General features: G+C 45.6%; 17 protein-coding genes. 5 read left to right on the forward strand and 12 right to left on the reverse strand.

Annotation, left to right across the window (positions count from 1 at the left end; all coding sequences use genetic code 11):
- Window positions 1-4 precede the first annotated feature (4 nt).
- Window positions 5-475: a hypothetical protein gene (locus tag AQUSIP_RS03960; RefSeq protein WP_114834488.1), complete on the forward strand. Its 471-nt coding sequence runs from the start codon at window positions 5-7 to the stop codon at window positions 473-475.
- Window positions 476-482: 7 nt separating this feature from the next.
- Here the strand turns inward: AQUSIP_RS03960 and rlmH are convergent, their stop codons facing one another.
- The 7 genes from rlmH to lnt form a co-directional block, all read right to left on the reverse strand.
- Entirely contained in the window at window positions 483-950 is a 468-nt protein-coding gene (gene rlmH, locus AQUSIP_RS03965; protein ID WP_114834489.1) for a 23S rRNA (pseudouridine(1915)-N(3))-methyltransferase RlmH, read from the reverse strand.
- Between the two features lie 12 nt (window positions 951-962).
- Entirely contained in the window at window positions 963-1,316 is a 354-nt protein-coding gene (gene rsfS / locus AQUSIP_RS03970) for a ribosome silencing factor (protein ID WP_114834490.1), read from the reverse strand.
- Entirely contained in the window at window positions 1,306-1,974 is a 669-nt protein-coding gene (nadD, locus tag AQUSIP_RS03975) for a nicotinate-nucleotide adenylyltransferase (RefSeq protein WP_114834491.1), read from the reverse strand. The genes rsfS and nadD overlap by 11 nt, the downstream gene beginning before the upstream one ends.
- A 176-nt stretch (window positions 1,975-2,150) precedes the next feature.
- Complete coding sequence (holA, locus tag AQUSIP_RS03980; RefSeq protein ID WP_114834492.1) at window positions 2,151-3,149, reverse strand: DNA polymerase III subunit delta; 999 nt, start codon at window positions 3,147-3,149, stop codon at window positions 2,151-2,153.
- On the reverse strand, window positions 3,146-3,751 hold the full coding sequence (locus AQUSIP_RS03985; protein ID WP_114834493.1) for an LPS-assembly lipoprotein LptE: 606 nt from the start codon (window positions 3,749-3,751) through the stop codon (window positions 3,146-3,148). The genes holA and AQUSIP_RS03985 overlap by 4 nt, the downstream gene beginning before the upstream one ends.
- A gap of 62 nt (window positions 3,752-3,813) precedes the next feature.
- Window positions 3,814-6,309 carry a leucine--tRNA ligase gene (gene leuS / locus AQUSIP_RS03990; RefSeq protein ID WP_114834494.1) on the reverse strand — a complete coding sequence of 832 codons (2,496 nt, stop codon included), beginning with the start codon at window positions 6,307-6,309 and terminating at the stop codon, window positions 3,814-3,816.
- 31 nt (window positions 6,310-6,340) lie between these two features.
- Entirely contained in the window at window positions 6,341-7,897 is a 1,557-nt protein-coding gene (gene lnt, locus AQUSIP_RS03995) for an apolipoprotein N-acyltransferase (protein ID WP_114834495.1), read from the reverse strand.
- 226 nt (window positions 7,898-8,123) lie between these two features.
- On the opposite strand from lnt, the gene AQUSIP_RS04000 reads away from it, so the two are divergent.
- A complete protein-coding gene (locus AQUSIP_RS04000; protein WP_114834496.1) occupies window positions 8,124-9,827 on the forward strand; it encodes an LbtU family siderophore porin in 1,704 nt (567 codons plus the stop codon).
- Between the two features lie 48 nt (window positions 9,828-9,875).
- Here AQUSIP_RS04000 and AQUSIP_RS04005 read toward each other — a convergent pair whose 3' ends face one another.
- Together AQUSIP_RS04005 and nth are read right to left on the reverse strand one after the other, a co-directional pair.
- Window positions 9,876-10,298 carry a DUF1841 family protein gene (locus AQUSIP_RS04005; protein ID WP_114834497.1) on the reverse strand — a complete coding sequence of 141 codons (423 nt, stop codon included), beginning with the start codon at window positions 10,296-10,298 and terminating at the stop codon, window positions 9,876-9,878.
- Entirely contained in the window at window positions 10,298-10,936 is a 639-nt protein-coding gene (gene nth, locus AQUSIP_RS04010) for an endonuclease III (RefSeq protein ID WP_114834498.1), read from the reverse strand. Before nth ends, AQUSIP_RS04005 begins: the two co-directional genes overlap by 1 nt.
- Before the next feature lie 185 nt (window positions 10,937-11,121).
- Here nth and AQUSIP_RS04015 point away from each other — a divergent pair, with 185 nt between their 5' ends.
- Both AQUSIP_RS04015 and rnhB read left to right on the forward strand, forming a co-directional pair.
- A complete protein-coding gene (locus tag AQUSIP_RS04015) occupies window positions 11,122-12,129 on the forward strand; it encodes a glycosyltransferase (RefSeq protein WP_114834499.1) in 1,008 nt (335 codons plus the stop codon).
- 80 nt (window positions 12,130-12,209) lie between these two features.
- Entirely contained in the window at window positions 12,210-12,791 is a 582-nt protein-coding gene (gene rnhB / locus AQUSIP_RS04020) for a ribonuclease HII (RefSeq protein WP_114834500.1), read from the forward strand.
- Window positions 12,792-12,831: 40 nt separating this feature from the next.
- Here the strand turns inward: rnhB and AQUSIP_RS04025 are convergent, their stop codons facing one another.
- Window positions 12,832-13,062, reverse strand: coding sequence for a hypothetical protein (locus tag AQUSIP_RS04025; protein WP_114834501.1), 231 nt, complete (start codon window positions 13,060-13,062; stop codon window positions 12,832-12,834).
- Window positions 13,063-13,570: 508 nt separating this feature from the next.
- Between AQUSIP_RS04025 and AQUSIP_RS04030 the strand changes: the two genes are divergently transcribed.
- Window positions 13,571-15,310, forward strand: a complete 1,740-nt coding sequence (locus tag AQUSIP_RS04030) for an F-box protein (RefSeq protein WP_114834502.1) — start codon at window positions 13,571-13,573, stop codon at window positions 15,308-15,310.
- Between the two features lie 127 nt (window positions 15,311-15,437).
- On the opposite strand, the gene AQUSIP_RS04035 is transcribed toward AQUSIP_RS04030, so the two are convergent.
- Window positions 15,438-16,802 (reverse strand): DNA recombination protein RmuC, encoded by a 1,365-nt coding sequence (locus tag AQUSIP_RS04035; RefSeq protein WP_232058630.1) that lies wholly within the window; start codon window positions 16,800-16,802, stop codon window positions 15,438-15,440.
- 155 nt (window positions 16,803-16,957) lie between these two features.
- Complete coding sequence (locus tag AQUSIP_RS04040) at window positions 16,958-17,893, reverse strand: ABC transporter substrate-binding protein (protein WP_114834504.1); 936 nt, start codon at window positions 17,891-17,893, stop codon at window positions 16,958-16,960.
- Between the last annotated feature and the right edge of the window lie 9 nt (window positions 17,894-17,902).

Below are 17,902 nucleotides of genomic sequence, written 5' to 3' on the forward strand. Positions count from 1 at the left end.
TATCATGTCATTTCGATCAGTTTTTAAACCTGTAAAGCCTTTAGATAATTATTCCTTGGAGATAGCTAATAGAAAAGATGAAGGAGAAGTCGCGCCCAAGCTGACTTTGTTTTTTTACGATATAAATTATATGTACAGTCAATCCATCAACCAGCAGGCGGTTGGATTTGAACAGACTGTTCTCTCTGAGAGTCAGACCAAAGCGAATGAAGAAGTTAATAATCTGCGCCGCCCTAAAGTAGCTATTACGCTTAAGCCTACCAAATCCAATCTTGACGAAATGGATAAAGCATTCCGAGATGCCGTGAAGAATGCGTATGAACATCGTATTATTTCGTTACGGGATTATGATGAAATTTTCACTAAATATGAAAATTATCTGAAACAGAATGGATTAAAAGCGGCAAGCACAGACAAAAAGAATAATCGCAGCGATTTTAGCAGTTTTCGTCCCACGGGTGGAATGGTTCATTAATTATCATTTACCGATGATAAGGATGCTGGTGCAGAATGCTCCAGGCGCGGTAGAGTTGTTCTGCTACAATGACGCGTACAAGAATATGCGGAAAAGTGAGCGTAGAGAGAGACCACTTTTCCGCTGCTTTTTGTATGCAAGCAGGCGCTAAACCATCCGGTCCGCCAACCAGCAGGTCAATATTGCGTCCCTGCTGACGCCAGTCATCCATTTGGCCGGCTAATTCTTCCGTCGTCCAGAGCTTGCCTTTTACATCGAGCGCAATAACATGATGACCAGGTTTAACGGCTGCGAGGATTTTTTCTCCTTCACGCTCCGTAATGCGCTGAAGGTCCGCATTCGCAGTGCGCTTTTCCGCAGAAATTTCCACAAGTTCCAGCGCACAGGAAGGAGGTAAACGCTTGGCGTATTCATTGTAACCTTCCCGTACCCAGGAAGGTGATTTATGCGTGACAGTAATAAGCCGGATGCGCATGTATACACAGCTCTACGAGCTGCTTTTATTTTCGCGCAATTCTTTAACCGGTTCCCAGAGATCTTCCAGGCCATAAAAGGCGCGTGTTGCGGGCGTCATGACATGAACGACTACATCGCCCAGGTCTACCAGTATCCATTCACTCTCACGTTCGCCTTCAGTGCGCACAAAAGTTGCATTCATCTTTTTAGCGCTCACGGCTACATTATCCGCCAGCGCTTTTACCTGCCGCGTAGATCGGCCGGTGCAAATGACCATGTAGTCAGTGATGCTGGTAAGCGAGCGTACATCCATTGTGACAATATCAATCCCTTTTAAATCATCTAGTGCTTTAACGACAAGATCGCGTAATTCTTCAGATTTCATGTTTAGATCCGACAATACTGTAAGTGCCATGTTGTTTAATATAATGATAAACGTTATCGGGCAATAAATACCTTGGATTACGTCCCATTGCAATCTGTTTTCGGATATCCGTAGCGGAAATATCCAAAGAGGTAATGGGGCGGAGCAGAATTCCACCCGCCTGATTTTCATGGATGAAAGCAATTTCATGTTGCAGGCGCTCGCTGATGAGATCAGCGATCAGACCAGTTGGGGGGAGTTGATAATTTGGACGGTGAGCCACAATGATATGGGCCTGATCCAGAATTTCCATCCAGCGGTGCCAGCTTGGAAAGCCTAAAAAGGCATCAATGCCGACCAGCAGGGCAAGCGGAGTACCTGGCATTTCTGACCGCATTTCCATCAATGTATCAATCATATAGGAAAGCCCTTTGCGGCGAATTTCACGATCATCAGCGAAGAGAGCGGGTTCATCCTTTACGGCGCATTGCACCATGGCCAATCGCTGCTCGGGGGAAGCAACGGGAAGTTTACGATGGACCGGCTGGAAGCAAGGGATGATATGGATTTTGGCTAGATCCAATGCCTCATACAGTTCAATGGCCATGCGTAAATGGCCCAGATGAATAGGATCAAATGTACCGCCCAGAATACCAATCGCTTTATGTGTTTGATGCATGAACCTTAACCTTTTTCTTTATTATACCTGTAATCTGTGGGAGTGTTTATTTAACTGTATCATCGCCTGCGCGAAGATCTATCGCATAATGCTGGTGGTGACAGAGGGACATAAGGCTGATTAACTGTGCAAAGTAAAAAAGACCCAGCGTCATCTGCTTCAACTGTTCTTGGCTTTTATGCGGTTCTTAAGCAAAACAACTGTAATTGGTCCCATGGATTACCCGGCTCACTGCCCTTGATTTTCTTATCGATACTCGCTGCATGGGAGAGTAATTGCCAGCAGTCTTCCGCAGAAAAACGGCTTAAAAAACGCCGGACAGCCGCTTGCCGGCGGGCAAAGATGCGGTGTTTCTGAAAGATCATTTCGTACGTCATGCCTTGACTTAATTGCATGGCAGACTCAGCCAGAAGCCGTAATTCACGCGTGATGCCCCATAAGATGAGCACAGGCTCGGCACCTTCCGTTTTGAGACTTTCCAGAATGTGTAGCATACGGGATACATTGCCCGCCAGTAGATTATCAATAAAATCGAATACGGTGAAACGGCTTTCGTCAGTTAAAACAGCTTTAATCAGCTCACTATCTATTTTATGGGCAGGACGTAGCAAGTAGATTTTTTCCAAGGCATTTGCGGCAGCCACCAGATTTCCCTCTACATATTCAGCGAGTAAATTAGCCGCATCCCGATTAAGTTCCAGCCGATATTTTTGGGCACGCTGCAGGATCCATTGTGGCAATTGCTCACGAGGGATGGGCCAGATAGTGACAACAATACCGATTTTTTCCAGGGACTGATACCAGGCACTTTTAGCTGTTTTGTCATCCAATTTGCCAATATCAATGAGAAGGATATGTTCGCTGGAAGGCTGCTGGCTGTATTCCTGCAATATCTTGCTTGCGGTTTTGGGTGGTGAAGTGTCCCGAAAATCCAGTTCAATCAGGCGTTTTTCAGCGAGCAGAGAGGAAGAGTAAAGTAATGTATAGAGCTGGTCCCAGTCCAATCCTGCTTCCGGTATCATCCGGATTCGTTCATTAAAGCCATGCTGCTTGGCAGCCCGTCGAATTAGCCCCACGGCATCCTGCTTGAGGAGTAATTCATCACCGCTTACGATATAAACCGGCTGCAATTTTTTAGTGAGGTGCGCCTCAAGCTGGAAATAAGTCAGTTTCATGACGGCAATTTCATATTCCGCTGATTTGGCTGAGAAGCAAAAGCCTTGTTAACAGCGTGGGTGACTTGCTTCGAAGCCAGCCGGTTCATAATGGCGTAAGCAAGGACACGACGCATTTGCTGATAAAGCAGATTGACGTCATTGCTGCTTCCCAGGATCTGATTGGATTGAGTTGTGATCGTTCTTTCTTCCGTGAAAGCGCTTGGTGCCACAATAATCCGGCCTTTTGCATCTTGGATTTCAATAACCACTGTCACGATGAGTTTATATTGTCGTGTCTGTTGCGTACCGCTTACGCTTAATAATTGCTGCGTGGCTGTATCACTGACAATGACTAAAATTGTATCTGCTTCCGCCGGTGTTGAAACCAGTTCTACTTTGGAGAGCTTGAGATATTGCCGCAGGTTGCGCACCAGATAACTGTAGGGATCGGCGGATTGGATGTACATGCGGTGCAGTGGTGGCGCAAGCTGCATCTCTCCCTGCAGGTGAAAGCCGCAAGAAGTCAGGATAAAAGTGGAGGCGAGCAGCAGAAAAAGACGCACAATGCTATTTCCATTCAGTTGTTTCAGCGCTCGATAGCTGGAAAAATTAAAATACATTCCTTTTACATCCTTCTTGCATAGAAAATTAATTTATCAGTCAATCTGCTATTTGCTAAATGTTATTCCCCTGTAACCACATTCACGAGCTTGCCCGGCACAGTGATAATTTTCTTGATGGGCTTGCCGCCAATGGCCTGCTGTACTTTTGAATCATCCTTAATGGTTGTCTCTATCGCCTGCTGGTCAGCATTCGTTGGGATACGGACCCGGCTGCGCAGTTTGCCATTGACTTGCACGACCAGTTCAATGGTATCAACCTTGAAGACGATGGGACTGGACTTGGGCCATTCGGCGTCCAGAATTGCGCCTTCGTACTGTAAATCCTGCCATAACTGATGAGCGATATGAGGGGTGATCGGTGCTAGCAATCGCAATAAAATACTCAAGCCTTTATGAAGCACGATCTCGCGTATATCAACCGCGTCGATACGATGCGATTCGCTTACTTTCATCAATAGATTCAGGATCTTCATGCACCCTGATACAACCGTATTAAACTGTTGCCGTTCATAATCAAATTTAGCCTGTTCCAGAATTTCATAAATCTGGCGAAAAATATCAATTTGGTTGGGGTCAGCATTTTCCCAGTTGGATGTACCAAGCAGATTGGATTTCGGCAGGCGGTTTTGTTTCTGTACAATCGTTTTGTTTTCGTATGCAAACGCCCATAAGCGTTTTAAAAAGCGGTGCGCGCCTTCTACTCCGCTATCCGACCACTCGAGACTTTGCTCAGGCGGCGCAGCGAAGATGATGAACAGGCGAACGGTATCGGCTCCGTAACGTTCTATCAGTGTTTGCGGGTCAACCACGTTGCCTTTGGATTTTGACATTTTAACGCCTTTGTTTAAAACCATGCCCTGAGAAAGCAGCCGTGCAAAAGGTTCGTCACTGTTTAACAGGCCTTCGTCCCGCATGAGTTTATGAAAAAACCGGGCGTACAAAAGATGCAGCACTGCGTGTTCAATGCCGCCTACATACTGATCGACCGGCAGCCAGTAATTGGCACGGCCATCCAGCATGGCTTTATGCTGCTTTTTGCAAGCAAGACGCGCGTAATACCAGGAAGATTCCATGAACGTATCGAAAGTATCTGTCTCACGCTCGGCAGGTCCCTGACAAACTGGACAGGTTGTCTCATAAAAAGAAGGCATGGATTTAAGCGGTGAACTCACACCGGTAAATTGCACTTCTTCAGGCAATATCACGGGAAGATCCCGATCAGGGACGGGCACAGGGCCGCATTTTGGGCAGTTGATAATAGGGATAGGCGCACCCCAGTAACGCTGTCTGGACACACCCCAGTCGCGCAATCGGTAGTTAATTTTTCGCTGGCCTGCATGCAGAGACTCGAGATGAGCGGCAATCGCGTCGAATGCCTGCTTGGAACTCATGCCGGTGAATTCGGCAGAATCCATGAGTTCGCCCATTTCTGTATAGGCTCCCCGTGTAAAGTCCCAATGGATACCTGTCTCGGGGACGATGACCTGTTTGATGGGCAAATGATATTTCTGAGCAAATTCAAAATCCCGCTGATCATGGGCGGGCACAGCCATTAAAGCACCCGAGCCGTATTCCATGACGACAAAGTTGGCCACCCAAATGGGAATAGCCTGTCCGGTAATAGGGTGTTGGGCATGAATACCTAAAGGCATCCCGCGCTTTTCCATCGTGGCGATATCCGCTTCTGCCAATTTGATATTACGACATTCCTCAATGAACTGGTGCAGGGCAGGGTTATCTTCAGCCAGCTGTTTGGCAAGCGGGTGCTGCGGCGCAACGGCTAGATACGTTACGCCAAACAGAGTATCCGGACGAGTGGTAAAAACGGTAATGGGATGGTGATCATGAACCTTAAAGGTAATTTCAACGCCTTCAGAGCGTCCGATCCAATTGCGCTGCATGGTTTTGACCTGATGCGGCCAATGTTCTAATTTATCAAGGTCGTTCAGCAATTCTTCCGCGTAATCGGTAATTTTTAAAAACCACTGGGGGATTTCACGACGTTCTACGAGCGCACCTGAACGCCAGCCGCGGCCATTGACGACTTGTTCATTCGCCAGCACGGTTTGATCCACTGGATCCCAATTCACTTCCGCATTTTTTTTGTAAGCCAATCCCTTTTTGTAAAGCCGTAGAAAGAACCATTGTTCCCAATGATAATACTCGGGATCACAGGTGGTAATTTCGCGGCTCCAATCATAGGCGAACCCCATCTGCATCATCTGGCTGCGAATATGGTCGATATTCTGTCGTGTCCATTTCGCAGGCGGAATATTATGCTTGATAGCAGCATTTTCAGCGGGCAGTCCGAAGGCATCCCAGCTCATCGGTTGCAGCACATTTTTTCCAAGCATGTATTGATAGCGAGCAATAACATCGCCAATTGTGTAGTTTCGCACATGCCCCATATGCAAACTGCCGCTCGGGTACGGCATCATAGACAAGCAATAGAATTTTTCTCGGTTAACGTCTTCCACTGCCTGAAAAGTATTTTTTTCCTGCCAGTATTGTTGTGCGTCGGCTTCAATTTTATGTGGTGTATATTGTTCTTCCATTCTGTTCTCACTTGATTTGTGCAATTTGACCTTAGTCCTTAAGACTACTGCTTTGTATGGGTGTGCGTGTTTCTGCCTGTTTTGCTGCTCTTTTGTTTTCTCGAACGGCGGCAACAATGAATCCCAGCAGGAGAACCAGCAAAGGATCCATGCCATTGTACATCCAGGGAGTGAGGCCAGTGGTGGGCTGGACTGTCCCATTCAGTACATATACTGCCCGCGGCGGAGCAGATGCTTCGATGGCGCCATCCGGATTAATAATAGCTGTAATACCATTGTTGCTGACAAATAAAACCGGCCGCTTTAGCTCCAGCGCCCGCATCTCTGCCATTTGCAAGTGTTGGGCTTGTGCGGATGATTCGCCAAACCACGCATCATTTGACACGGTAAGCAGTAGACCAATCATTTTGTCCTGCGTGTTTATTAATTCAGGAAAGGCGATTTCGTAGCAGATAGAAACAAGGATTTTGACCTTATCAATTACAAAAGGCGCCTGTTTGACCTTGCCAGCAATAGTATTCCCCAGCGGAATATTCATAAAATTAAAGAGATGGGGAAAAAGCTCCAGAAAGGGAACATATTCTCCAAACGGTACCAGTCGTCGTTTCAGATAAACTTGTTTTTCATGGCCAAGGGTGACAACGGCATTGAAATAACCAGCATTGTCCGCTGCCTGGATGGGGATGCCCAGAATGAGACTGGACCCGCTGGTTCTTGCTTTTTCATCCATGGTTTCAATAAACCCCGCGGCATCCTGGAGAGACAAAGGAATGGCGGCTTCTGGCCAGATAATCAGCTTGTTTTTTCCCCATAAGGGTTCGGTGAGTTTTTCATAACGGTCAAATGAAAGGCGAAGATGATCAGGCGACCACTTAACGGCTTGCGGGATATCGCCCTGTACCAAACTAACGGGAATCGGGTTTCCAGTCGGCTTTGTCCAGGGAATAAAACTCAGCAGTCCTCCAGCAGCCCACAGACAGGTAATAGCAAATAAGCTCAAATAAACGGAGGCATAAGCCTTTTGCCTTAGCTGGAGAATACCATTAACGATTAATCCACTGGTCATGAGAACGATGAGTGACACGCCATATACACCCAAAACCGGGGCATAGCCTTTAAGCGGCGAGCTGGTTTGGCTGTAACCAATTAGTAACCAGGGGAAGCCTGAAAAAATAAAGCTACGCAGCCATTCACTGAATACCCAAATAGCTGGGAAGGCAAAGATCAGCTTTTTGGCATTCGTAAAAGGGAAGTAGCGGTTGCAAAAATAACCCACCAGGGCGGGAAAGAGGGCAAGTACACCAATGAGCCCGCTGGTGATTAGGCCGGCAGGAAAAGAGGGGACCCCGCCAAATACGTGAATGCTATGAAAAACCCAGTAAACACCTGTGCCAAATAGGCCCAGCCCAAAAACAAACCCGAGCCAGAAAGCGCGCTTGGGAGAAGCATTTAACCACAAGGCCAGCAGGCCTGCAGGAGCAACCACAGCGAAGGGAAAAACCGCATAGGGTGCAAAAGCAAAGGAAAGCATGGCTCCAAATAACAGGGCCGCCAAGTCAATCAGCAGAAGATTTAACCAATTTTTCATGGGAAAATTCGATTTATTAACCGCGCAAGATAGACAAGTTTACTGGAGATGAAAGCGGAATAGCAACAGAAGGGATCTTTAAATTTTTTTCTTCTTGAGTTGTTATAGCCTTTTTGATAATTTCCTCGTTTCAGTTTGTTTGACTAAATTTTCCTCCAGGTCTTTGGTTTTGAGATCTGAAACACACCATGAAGTGATAAAACTAAAACAACAAGGAGAAATCCTAATGAAAGCCCATTTGAGACCGTTTGCGGTTGCACTATGCCTGGCGGGGTTTACTGCTGTGCCTGCGCTTGCTGCCACATCCGGAACTGGCAATATTGACAATGCACAAATCGAAAAGCTCTCCTCTCAAACCCGATTGCTTCTGGCGGAAGTGTCCCGTTTGCAGAAGGAAGTGAAGTATCTTAAAAACCATACCAATTCAACGACAGCGACGAACTCAACTTATACGCGGCCCAAGGCAGCTAAAGTATTGGCCAGCAATCAACGCACCCGATCTGCTTCGACTGCGACCAATACGACCTCAACCAATACTGCTAGTACTGCTACCAAGCATTTACAGACGGCGCCTGATGAACAAACGTTGCCAACTGCAGCGAGACTCACGGGAAAAGACATTTTCAGGCTAATTGCTGAACAGAAAGAATATCTGCCATTTGATCTTGATGTGCCTGGCCAAGCTTTTGTTTCAACAGGTCCATATGTTGGTGTGCCGATTCAGTTTGCGGGTTCTGATCTGGTCATTAACAGTCCCAGCGTCAACACGGACACGCAGTTGTTGGGCATTCGTAAATCTATTCATCGGCAATTAGTGGCGATGGGCGGCCAGCTTTTTAAAGAACCTTATCATTCTCATCTCCTGTTGAGCGGTGTTGTTGAAGGCCAGGCAAACTATACCAATACAGGCGGCGCACCCAGCACAACCAACATTGATGTCACCAATGTTAGCCTTGATGCTTTCTTTTTAGGGCCGAGTGATTGGACATTAGGTTTTATCGAATTTAGTTATGATAATTCTCCGCCTTCAGGCAGTGTGTTTTCTTCAACCAATCAATATACAGTTGCCAATTCACGGGTGTATGTGAATAAAGCGTTCATCACCATCGGTGATCTTGCGGAATCGCCGCTCTATGGGTCATTTGGTCAGTTTTATGTTCCATTCGGCCGCTATTCTTCAGTAATGGTGAGCGACTTATTGACCAAGGTCCTAACTCGTACCAAAGCCCGTTCTATTTTAATGGGCCTGCAGCAACAGGGCGAAAATGCATTTTATGGTTCTGCCTATATTTTTAGAGGTGATAGCCACGCTGCATCGGTAGATAAAGTTAATAACGGCGGTGTTAACGTTGGCCTTAAATTCAAGCAAGCTAACATGAGTGGCGATATAGGTGCAGGCGTGATTGGCAATATTGCTGATTCAGGCGGTATGCAGAATGGCACTGGTTTTGCTAACTTTGAGCAGATTGTACATCGCGTACCGGGTTATAACCTGCGTGGTATCTTCAGCTTCCTTCAGCACTACGATATCATCGCCGAATATGTAGGTGCATCAACGAGTTTCAATCCCAATGACATGAGCTTTAAGGGTAGCGGAGCCAAGCCATGGGCTTTTGATACGGAATTCGCGTATTCCTTCTATATTCTCGACAATAAGCCGAGTTCTATTGGCATTGGCTATCAGCAATCCCATGAAGCACTGGCCTTAGGCTTGCCTCTGGCGCGTTACTCAGTAGTGTTTAACACGTCAATATGGAGAAATACCTTACAAAGTCTTGAGTTGCGCCATGACCGAAATTACGCTGCTAGCAGCACGGCAAATGGCCCAATCGGTGCAGCGTCCACGCCAGGTGCGTGTACTGCCGCAGCTTGTACAGGTACAGGAAAATCGGATAACGCTATTACTGCGCAATTTGATTATTATTTCTAGCCATTTTGGGCTGTGTAAAAACGCCCCATTAGGGGCGTTTTTTGAAAGTTATTTAATTTCTCTCAATTTTTCCAGGTAATTTTCATCGTTTGGCATTTCGCCAGTCTGCTGTGCCTTCCATAACATTTGTGCTAAACAAGTCATCATTAAATGTTCTACCTGATGTATATCCTGATAAGCAGCCATTAACTCTTGATGGATTTGAGCAATTCCAGTGGGACGATTTGTTCTGATTTGTTCACGAACGGCAAGATGCAGGCTCATGTGAAAAAAGGGATTTTCTTCCAGCGTGAATTCCTGTTGCTGGAAAGCGGCTGGCTTTTCCAATAAGGCATGATACTCGGGATGGTAGAGCATGATTTCAATTAACTGTGCTTCCACAGGCTCTAATTCTAATGTCTGCTTTTTTAAGTGTTTTTCCCAGGCTTCAAAAAATGCCTGACGATAGGCTTCGCGGTGATTGGTAAACATTACTCGACTACCGTCTTGTCAGGGTATTCACAAAGGTCATTGATGAGACATGCCGGGCAATGCGGCTTGCGCGCCACGCAAACATAGCGGCCATGCAGAATTAGCCAATGATGGGCGTCATGTTTGAATTCATCAGGGATATTTTTCATCAGTTGTTTTTCAACTTCGAGCGGTGTTTTGCCCTTGGCAAGCCCTATGCGGTTGGCAACGCGAAAAATATGGGTATCGACTGCAATTACGGGTTCACCAAAACAGGTATTCAAGATGACATTGGCTGTTTTTCGGCCCACACCAGGCAAGGATTCCAGCTCTTCCCGGGTACGCGGCACCTTGCTATTGAATTTTTCAATCAGCAGCCTGCAGGTATTAAGAATATTTTTGCCTTTTGTGGTATATAAGCCAATGGTTTTAATGTATTTTTTTAAACCACGCTCGCCTAGCCCCAACATTTTTTCCGGCGTATTGGCTACGGCAAACAACGTCTCGGTCGCTTTATTAACGGATTTATCCGTTGCCTGGGCTGATAAGATAACCGCAATCAGCAGTTCAAAGCGGTTATGATAAACGAGCTCAGTTGTGGGCTTAGGGTTCGCTTTGCGGAACCGCAAAAAAATTTTACGTATGGTTTTACTGTTCATAGAGGTCTGTATTCACTCAGCCAATCATACTATAATTCATCGCCAAATTAAGTTTAATTGACCACGGTATAAAACCCGTGGTCAGCTTAAGGGGAGAGCTAGTGCTTCTCTCCTTAAGAACCCGATAGCTAAAGTTCCTGCGGCAAGCCGCGAGGAATAAATTAAAATGAGGATAAAGATCCGTTATGTCGCAAAATCCGTATATTAGCATAGTTATCCCGGTTCATAATGAGCAGGAAGTGTTGGAAGAGCTGTATACCCGTCTGACGCAGTCGCTGGATGCGCTGGGTAAAAGCTACGAAATCATCCTGACCAATGATGGTAGCACAGATCGCTCAAGCGAAATGCTGCGTGCCATGCACGCACGAAGACCTGACCAGATTCGCGTGATCGAATTCAATGGTAACTTTGGGCAACATATGGCGATTATGGCGGGTTTCGAGCGGGTGCGCGGCCAGATTGTTATCACTATGGACGCCGATTTGCAAAACCCGCCGGAAGAAATCGGCAAACTGGTTGCAGCGATGGAACGGGGCCACGATGTTGTTAACACTTATCGCCAGGATCGCCAGGATTCCTGGTGGCGCTTGCAGGTATCCAAATGGCACAACCGTGTTAGGGCCTGGATGATGCCTAAGCTAAAGATGAAAGATGAGGGTTGTATGTTGCGCGCATACAGCCGTTCCATCGTGGATCTGATGGCGGCAACAGGTGAGAGCACGACATTTATTCCGGCGCTTGCGCTCACCTATGCCTCTAATCCAACAGAAGTGGGTGTCGCCCATGCTGAACGCAGCGCGGGGACTTCTAGCTACAATTTTTATAAACTTCTTCGCTATAATTTTGACCTGGTAACAGGGTTTTCCGTTTTTCCTCTCCAGGTTTTTACCATGATCGGCTTGCTGATTTCCTTGTGCAGTTTTGCCTTTGTGGTTTTCCTGGTACTACGCCGCCTGATTGTAGGGCCTGAAGTGGAAGGTGTGTTTACCCTGTTTGCTATTATGTTCTTCTTGTGCGGCATCGTTTTATTTGGGCTGGGGATCGTGGGGGAATATATCGGACGTATTTATCAGGAAGTCAGAAAGCGCCCGCGTTTTGTAATACGCCACGTTTTAGAAAGGCCGGTTGAGATTACGGCGAGCAGAGAAGAGGATGAAGCCTATCTATCCCGGGTAAGTGCATCAGAAGGATAGAAGCCCAGCGTTCCGTAGGTAGCAAGAAATGCCATGCCGTCTGGCATGGCAAAGTTTAAAAATGGAAGGAAGAATAAAAAATGCAGGATGTGCCAAAGGAGCATTTGATAGCTGGCGTGGACGAGGCAGGACGCGGTCCACTGGCGGGCCCGGTGATCGCTGCGGCCGTGATTCTGAATCCTCGTCAGCCTATAAACGGATTGACAGATTCTAAACAATTATCCGAAAAAGAACGTGAAAGACTGTTTCATCTTATACGCGAACGGGCATTGGCCTGTGCGGTTGGGCGAGCCAGCGTGCGGGAAATCGATACGATCAATATCTTGCAGGCAACCTTTCTGGCAATGCAGCGTGCGGTAGCCCGCTTAAAAATAGCGCCTCATTTAGTGCTGGTAGATGGTAATATGAGCCCTGCTTTTCCTTGCGAAGCGCGGGCGATTATTCAAGGTGATTTGTCTCAGGCTGAGATCAGTGCGGCTTCTATTGTGGCTAAAGTCGTGCGGGACCGTCTGATGGTGAGGCTGGATAGCAAGTATCCAGGATATGGATTTGCTGGTCACAAAGGCTACGCGACAGCCAGGCACATCGAAGCTATACAGCTGCAAGGTATCTGCCGCATTCATCGAAAATCATTTAGACCTGTTTCCGAAGCCCTGAAATAAAAAAACCCTCAAGAGAGGGTTTTTTTGATGATCATGAATCTTATGCGGTAGCGATATGCTGTATAAGTGTCGGTCGGTTAGAAATGTCAGCACCGCCATAAACGATAGTGATGTCGTTTTTATGTTGTTGCGCGTGCATTGTTTGAGATGCTTTTACTGCTGAACTCAACGCGTTTAGCTGGGGCGAGTTTTTGCCCAGTGTTGAGGATATGCCAGCAATACTGCCGGTCGCGACCAGAATTGCCCCAATCATCAGGATAAACTGCTTCATGTTTCCTCCCAGTACGGACGTAGATTAAAATCAGGTACATTATATATAAAAATTGTACAAGAACCAATAGTTAGTTTGAGAGGAGTTAAGCCTTCCTTAAGGAAGGGTATTCGGTGTCTGTTTTTGGGCGTTTGGTAATTGGTCGCTAAGTTCGAAGCGATACCTCAGAATTATTGCCTCACTGTTGGGACGACAGCGAGCGGAAATTACCGAAAATAATGCATTGCGCTCAAAATGACACTTGATGCAAGATGCCTGTTAAAATGTCAGCAGGCCCGATGCTCTAAAAAAATAATTTCTATTGATTTGTTCTAAGCAGATTAAAATTCAAAAAACATATGCAATCACGATAAATAAATTTGTTCACTTCAGAAAAAATAAAAATCGCTTGTGTAATCTTAAGAAAACATTAAATGAATCTTAAGAGAATATTAATAATAAAATCTTAATGTAGCATCCTTATAATCCAAAGAGTTATCAAAAATAAAGCGTCGATGGAGTGCGCGGCATGAACTCAACTAGAAATGATGTAGATTCCAAGGCGGCTTCCCCGGAAGAAAAGCTTTTGACAGCAGTTCAGGAAGTTCAGGAAAAAATTCGTGATAAATTATCCATTGACTATGCAAAAGCCTTTAATCCGCATTATAAATTTCGCATGTTTCATAATGCAGCGCTATTTGACAATGTTAAAAAGCCAGTCGCCAAAACACTGTTAAAATACGCTGTGTCTAATATATCGAATCTGCATCAGCTCAGCTATTTCATTGCCGAATATCAGCGTTTGTTGCAGTTGAATAATGAAAATGACCCCACAGGATTCTTTGATGGCATGCGCAAAAAACACCAGGGCGGTGAGTTGGGAGGTATTTTAGCTGCTTCTTCAAATGAGATTTCTGCGCTTGATCACCAGCTCGCAACCTATTTTAAAAATAAGTTAGATGAAATTCAGGTTCGCCTCGAGATGATGCGCCATGTATTGACTGCTTTGGAGGAAATGGAATTTGCCAGATTTTTACTCCATTTGTGGCCAGAGAAAATGCCTATTGCTGAATATCATATTCAATGCCTTGATGATCTGAAAAAGCGACCTGGAAACTCATTTCTTATCCAGGAAATTGATACGATGGTTAAATGGTTGTCGGATCCGTCACCTGACAAAATGAAAGCAAACATGCGCTCTCTTCGGCGCGAAATAAAAAAATGTCATAGCCAGCGATTGGAAATTGATGCTGCGATGCTGATGGGCGAAGTGAAATTCCTGAATCTGAACGTCAACGAGCGACTACGTTATCTGGTAACGCGCGAATTACTACGCGGTTTTGTCGATAATCTGAAAATGCTGGAAAAGAAATTTCTCTGGCGGTGGTTTGTCCGTGCCATTAACGGCCATATGAGCCATGTTTTTGATTCCAAAATATCAAAGACAGTAAGAATTAGAACCGGTGCTGACCTCGTAACTGAAGCCAGAAAATATTATGTCAGGCGAGAAGGTCAAGCAAACGACTTGTTTGAAAATGGCCATTTAAGCAATCAGCTGATGGGTTTTCTTGATGAAATAGATTGCGCTAAACAGGATGTCAGTGATGCAATATTAAAGCAGATTGAATATCATTTGGATGAGCGCGGTTGTTTTCAGGAATTAGAAAATAAAAAGAGCTGGGAAATGTTATGGAAGTTTCAGGATACAAAATGGGGTCCGTTTTTGATTGAAGAAGCTAAAAAATCATTGATTAGCCCGCTTAAATCCCTGGGGCTTGCTATCAATTATAAATCAAGGCTCAATGCTGGGGATGAGACGGAAGAAGATAGCAGAAAATCATTCAATGTTTTTAGTTTGCTTCCTCAAGAAATAAGATCGCTGATTTTTGGAAAGTTATCAGCAAAAGACCTGGTTAATCTCCGTCATGTCGATAAGTTTCTTTATTCTGATTCAGCTCTTAATACTTTGTTAGATCCCAATACAAATAATATATTGGGTCATATTCCGCCTGAATTAAGAGACTATATTTATAAGTATCTATCTGGAATGGATCTTGCTCATCTTCGTCAGACTGCAAAATTCTTAGCGAAAGATGAGTTTATAAAAATTAATATGCTGGAATCAGAATGGTCTAGTCTGTTTGGGGATGTCGAGGAAATTCTATCTAGAATTGAGGTGTTGGAAGCCTGTAAAGCGGCAGCATTTGAAAAAGACGAGGAACACGCGCTGGAATCGAGCAAGTTAAGCATCACACACGGGATGAATTGATCGCATAAACCCTGCCGCTTGCGATCGCGTTTTTATCCTGTAAAAAGCGATGATTAAATTAGCTCAGGCCCGCTATCTTGTCTCGCGGCTTATTCCCGGGCGCCTTCGCTAAACAGGCAACAATGGTTTATGCAGCGCCGGTTTTATCAGAGGTATCGGGATTTTCAGCAATTAATACGGATTCTGTTTTTATTCCGTTTAACTCGGCACGTTCAATTTGCACAAATCGCTGCGTAATTTTTCTTGATGAAATATGCACTTGTTCAACGTCCGTGTGGGCTTGCGCAATGCGTTTAGCAAGATTGTCCATGCGCATTTGGAAGCGCTCAAAATCTTCAGCAAGCATGCGCAAGTGCTTTTGAATTTCATGTACCTGCTGACGTGTGGCGGCGTCCTTAAGTACTGCGCGCGCGGTGGTGAGAATGGCCATCATAGTAGTGGGCGACACCATCCATATCTTGGATTTCTGGGCAAATTCCACGAGATCCGAGTGGTGTGCGTGGATTTCAGCAAAGACTGCTTCTGCGGGAATAAACATGACTGCACCATCGGCTGTTTCACCCGGAATAATGTATTTTTCTGCGATATCCTGAATATGTTTGCGTATATCAAGTTTAAACTGGCGAATTGCCTGTTGCTTTTCCATGTCCGTTAGCGATGAGTCTATCAGCAGGCGAAAATTTTCCAGGGGAAATTTGGCATCAATGGCAATATTGCCCGTCGGCTCAGGCAAAAATAGCATGCAATCGGGCCGTCGGTTATTGCTTAACTGGTGTTGGAAACTGAAATGCTGCTCAGGAATCATGTTATAAATCAGCGCTGACAATTGCACTTCACCAAACGCGCCGCGCGAGCGTTTATCATTCAGTATTTCCTGAAGGCTGACCACGCTGCTTGACAACTCGGTAATTTTCTTTTGTGCGGCATCAATCAACGCCAGTCGCTTGATAACATCGCCAAAGGTTTCATTGGTTTTTTCAAAACCCTCGGCTAGCCGTTTTTCAACTTGCTGATTGATTTCTTTCAATTTAGTTTCTGTGGTCAGTGTTAACTGTTCAACACGTTTACTGAGTTGGCTCGAGTGCTCGGACAGCGATTCACTGACTTGCTGACGGGTGTCCTGCACGCCTTTTTGCAGAGTATCATGCAGGATTTTGAGCGCTTCCATTTGCCGCTCATCAAAGCGTGCACGGTGCTGGGCAAAAGCCTGCTGTAATTGTTCCCTCAAATCAGCCGACTGTTGTGTCTGCTCCACACGGGAGTGGCTTAGTTTTTCCAGAATGGCTTGCTGTAACCCGGCAAAATTGACTAGCAGATTTTCTCTCAGCTGCTGGTCCTGTGCCTGATTCTGCTTTGAAAGCTGCGTTACTTGCTCATCCACTCTCATTCCTGCCTGTTTAATACGGCTATCCGTCATGATCAGTTTGATCAGTATTATTAGCATGAGTGCAAGTAGGCCAGCATTTAAGCCAATAAGAATGTATGTGAACATGAAAATCATCCTTTCTCACGAGTAAACAAAATAGATCATGCCAGTCGTTACAAACCAGCATGATGGCATAAACCTTGCCGCTTGCGGCCAAGGTTTTATACTAAAATAATCGAGTGTGAGCGCCGGCATTTGCCGGCAACGTTATTAATGTGAGATTAAACCATCACCGCATAACGTGACACAGGCCGTGATTTTTTAATCAGCTGGTTTTCCTGCATGAATTTGGCAAAACGCCGCCATTCATCTCTATCGAATTCGGCAGGATCTTCAGCGAAGTAGGGGATTGTAGCAAACCACGCTTCACGATTCACTTTATTATTTGCTTCAGGGTACTTCTGGATAAATTGTTCCCATGCTTCACGTGGATGCGCATCCAGGTAAGCGACTGCTTTTTTGATAGCAGCAAGAAAGCGAGGGAAACGCTTATCATACATGCGGTTCGTATTGGCGATGAAAATCAGCTCACTGTAATTGGGAATACCGTTTTCCTCAGGAAAAAAAGCGGAAACTTTATGTCCATTCAATTCCAGCTGTGGAACTTCGAAATTACGCATCATGCCTGTGACCGCATCCACTTTACGGGACAGAAGTGCCTGCGTCAGGTTATAGCGCACGTTCACTAATTCAATATCTTTTTCCGTTAATCCCTGTTTTGCGAGCATGACTTTAAGCATAATGCCTGACAATCCGCTATTGCTTGACCCAATCAGTTTGCCTTTAAGATCTGCGAGTGTCTTGATACCGCTTTCATCGAGCACCACCAGGCAGTTAAGTGGTTTGTCTATTAATGTACCGATGCGCACCAGCGGTAAGCCCTGGTCTACCTGCTCCATGAATTCTGGCTGATAAGTGATACCAATATCTGCTTTTTTCGCTGCGACCCATTTAGGTGGATCGGTAGGATCAGCAGGGCCAATGAGTTCCACTTCCAACCCTTCTTCCTTAAAAAAGCCCTGCTGTTCGGCAATAATTAAAGGCGCATGATCCGGGTTTGGAAACCAGTCAAGAACGACAGTCAGTTTTTTCGGCGCCTCGGCAAAGCAGGCTGCAGCAAAAACTGTTAAAAATAAAAATAAGATTATTTTTTTCATACGGTGTAC

It is taken from the genome of Aquicella lusitana (genome assembly GCF_902459475.1).
GTDB lineage: Bacteria > Pseudomonadota > Gammaproteobacteria > DSM-16500 > DSM-16500 > Aquicella > Aquicella lusitana.

Excerpts from the sequence above, each read along its gene's own strand:
- AQUSIP_RS04025 (WP_114834501.1), bottom strand. The coding sequence starts at position 13,062 with ATGAAGCAGTTTATCCTGATGATTGGGGCAATTCTGGTCGCGACCGGC.
- nadD (WP_114834491.1), bottom strand. The coding sequence starts at position 1,974 with ATGCATCAAACACATAAAGCGATTGGTATTCTGGGCGGTACATTTGAT.
- rnhB (WP_114834500.1), top strand. The coding sequence starts at position 12,210 with ATGCAGGATGTGCCAAAGGAGCATTTGATAGCTGGCGTGGACGAGGCA.
- nth (WP_114834498.1), bottom strand. The coding sequence starts at position 10,936 with ATGAACAGTAAAACCATACGTAAAATTTTTTTGCGGTTCCGCAAAGCG.
- AQUSIP_RS04000 (WP_114834496.1), top strand. The coding sequence starts at position 8,124 with ATGAAAGCCCATTTGAGACCGTTTGCGGTTGCACTATGCCTGGCGGGG.
- AQUSIP_RS03960 (WP_114834488.1), top strand. The coding sequence starts at position 5 with ATGTCATTTCGATCAGTTTTTAAACCTGTAAAGCCTTTAGATAATTAT.
- rsfS (WP_114834490.1), bottom strand. The coding sequence starts at position 1,316 with ATGAAATCTGAAGAATTACGCGATCTTGTCGTTAAAGCACTAGATGAT.
- AQUSIP_RS04005 (WP_114834497.1), bottom strand. The coding sequence starts at position 10,298 with ATGTTTACCAATCACCGCGAAGCCTATCGTCAGGCATTTTTTGAAGCC.
- leuS (WP_114834494.1), bottom strand. The coding sequence starts at position 6,309 with ATGGAAGAACAATATACACCACATAAAATTGAAGCCGACGCACAACAA.
- AQUSIP_RS03985 (WP_114834493.1), bottom strand. The coding sequence starts at position 3,751 with ATGTATTTTAATTTTTCCAGCTATCGAGCGCTGAAACAACTGAATGGA.
- rlmH (WP_114834489.1), bottom strand. The coding sequence starts at position 950 with ATGCGCATCCGGCTTATTACTGTCACGCATAAATCACCTTCCTGGGTA.
- lnt (WP_114834495.1), bottom strand. The coding sequence starts at position 7,897 with ATGAAAAATTGGTTAAATCTTCTGCTGATTGACTTGGCGGCCCTGTTA.
- AQUSIP_RS04030 (WP_114834502.1), top strand. The coding sequence starts at position 13,571 with ATGAACTCAACTAGAAATGATGTAGATTCCAAGGCGGCTTCCCCGGAA.
- AQUSIP_RS04040 (WP_114834504.1), bottom strand. The coding sequence starts at position 17,893 with ATGAAAAAAATAATCTTATTTTTATTTTTAACAGTTTTTGCTGCAGCC.
- AQUSIP_RS04015 (WP_114834499.1), top strand. The coding sequence starts at position 11,122 with ATGTCGCAAAATCCGTATATTAGCATAGTTATCCCGGTTCATAATGAG.
- holA (WP_114834492.1), bottom strand. The coding sequence starts at position 3,149 with ATGAAACTGACTTATTTCCAGCTTGAGGCGCACCTCACTAAAAAATTG.
- AQUSIP_RS04035 (WP_232058630.1), bottom strand. The coding sequence starts at position 16,802 with ATGTTCACATACATTCTTATTGGCTTAAATGCTGGCCTACTTGCACTC.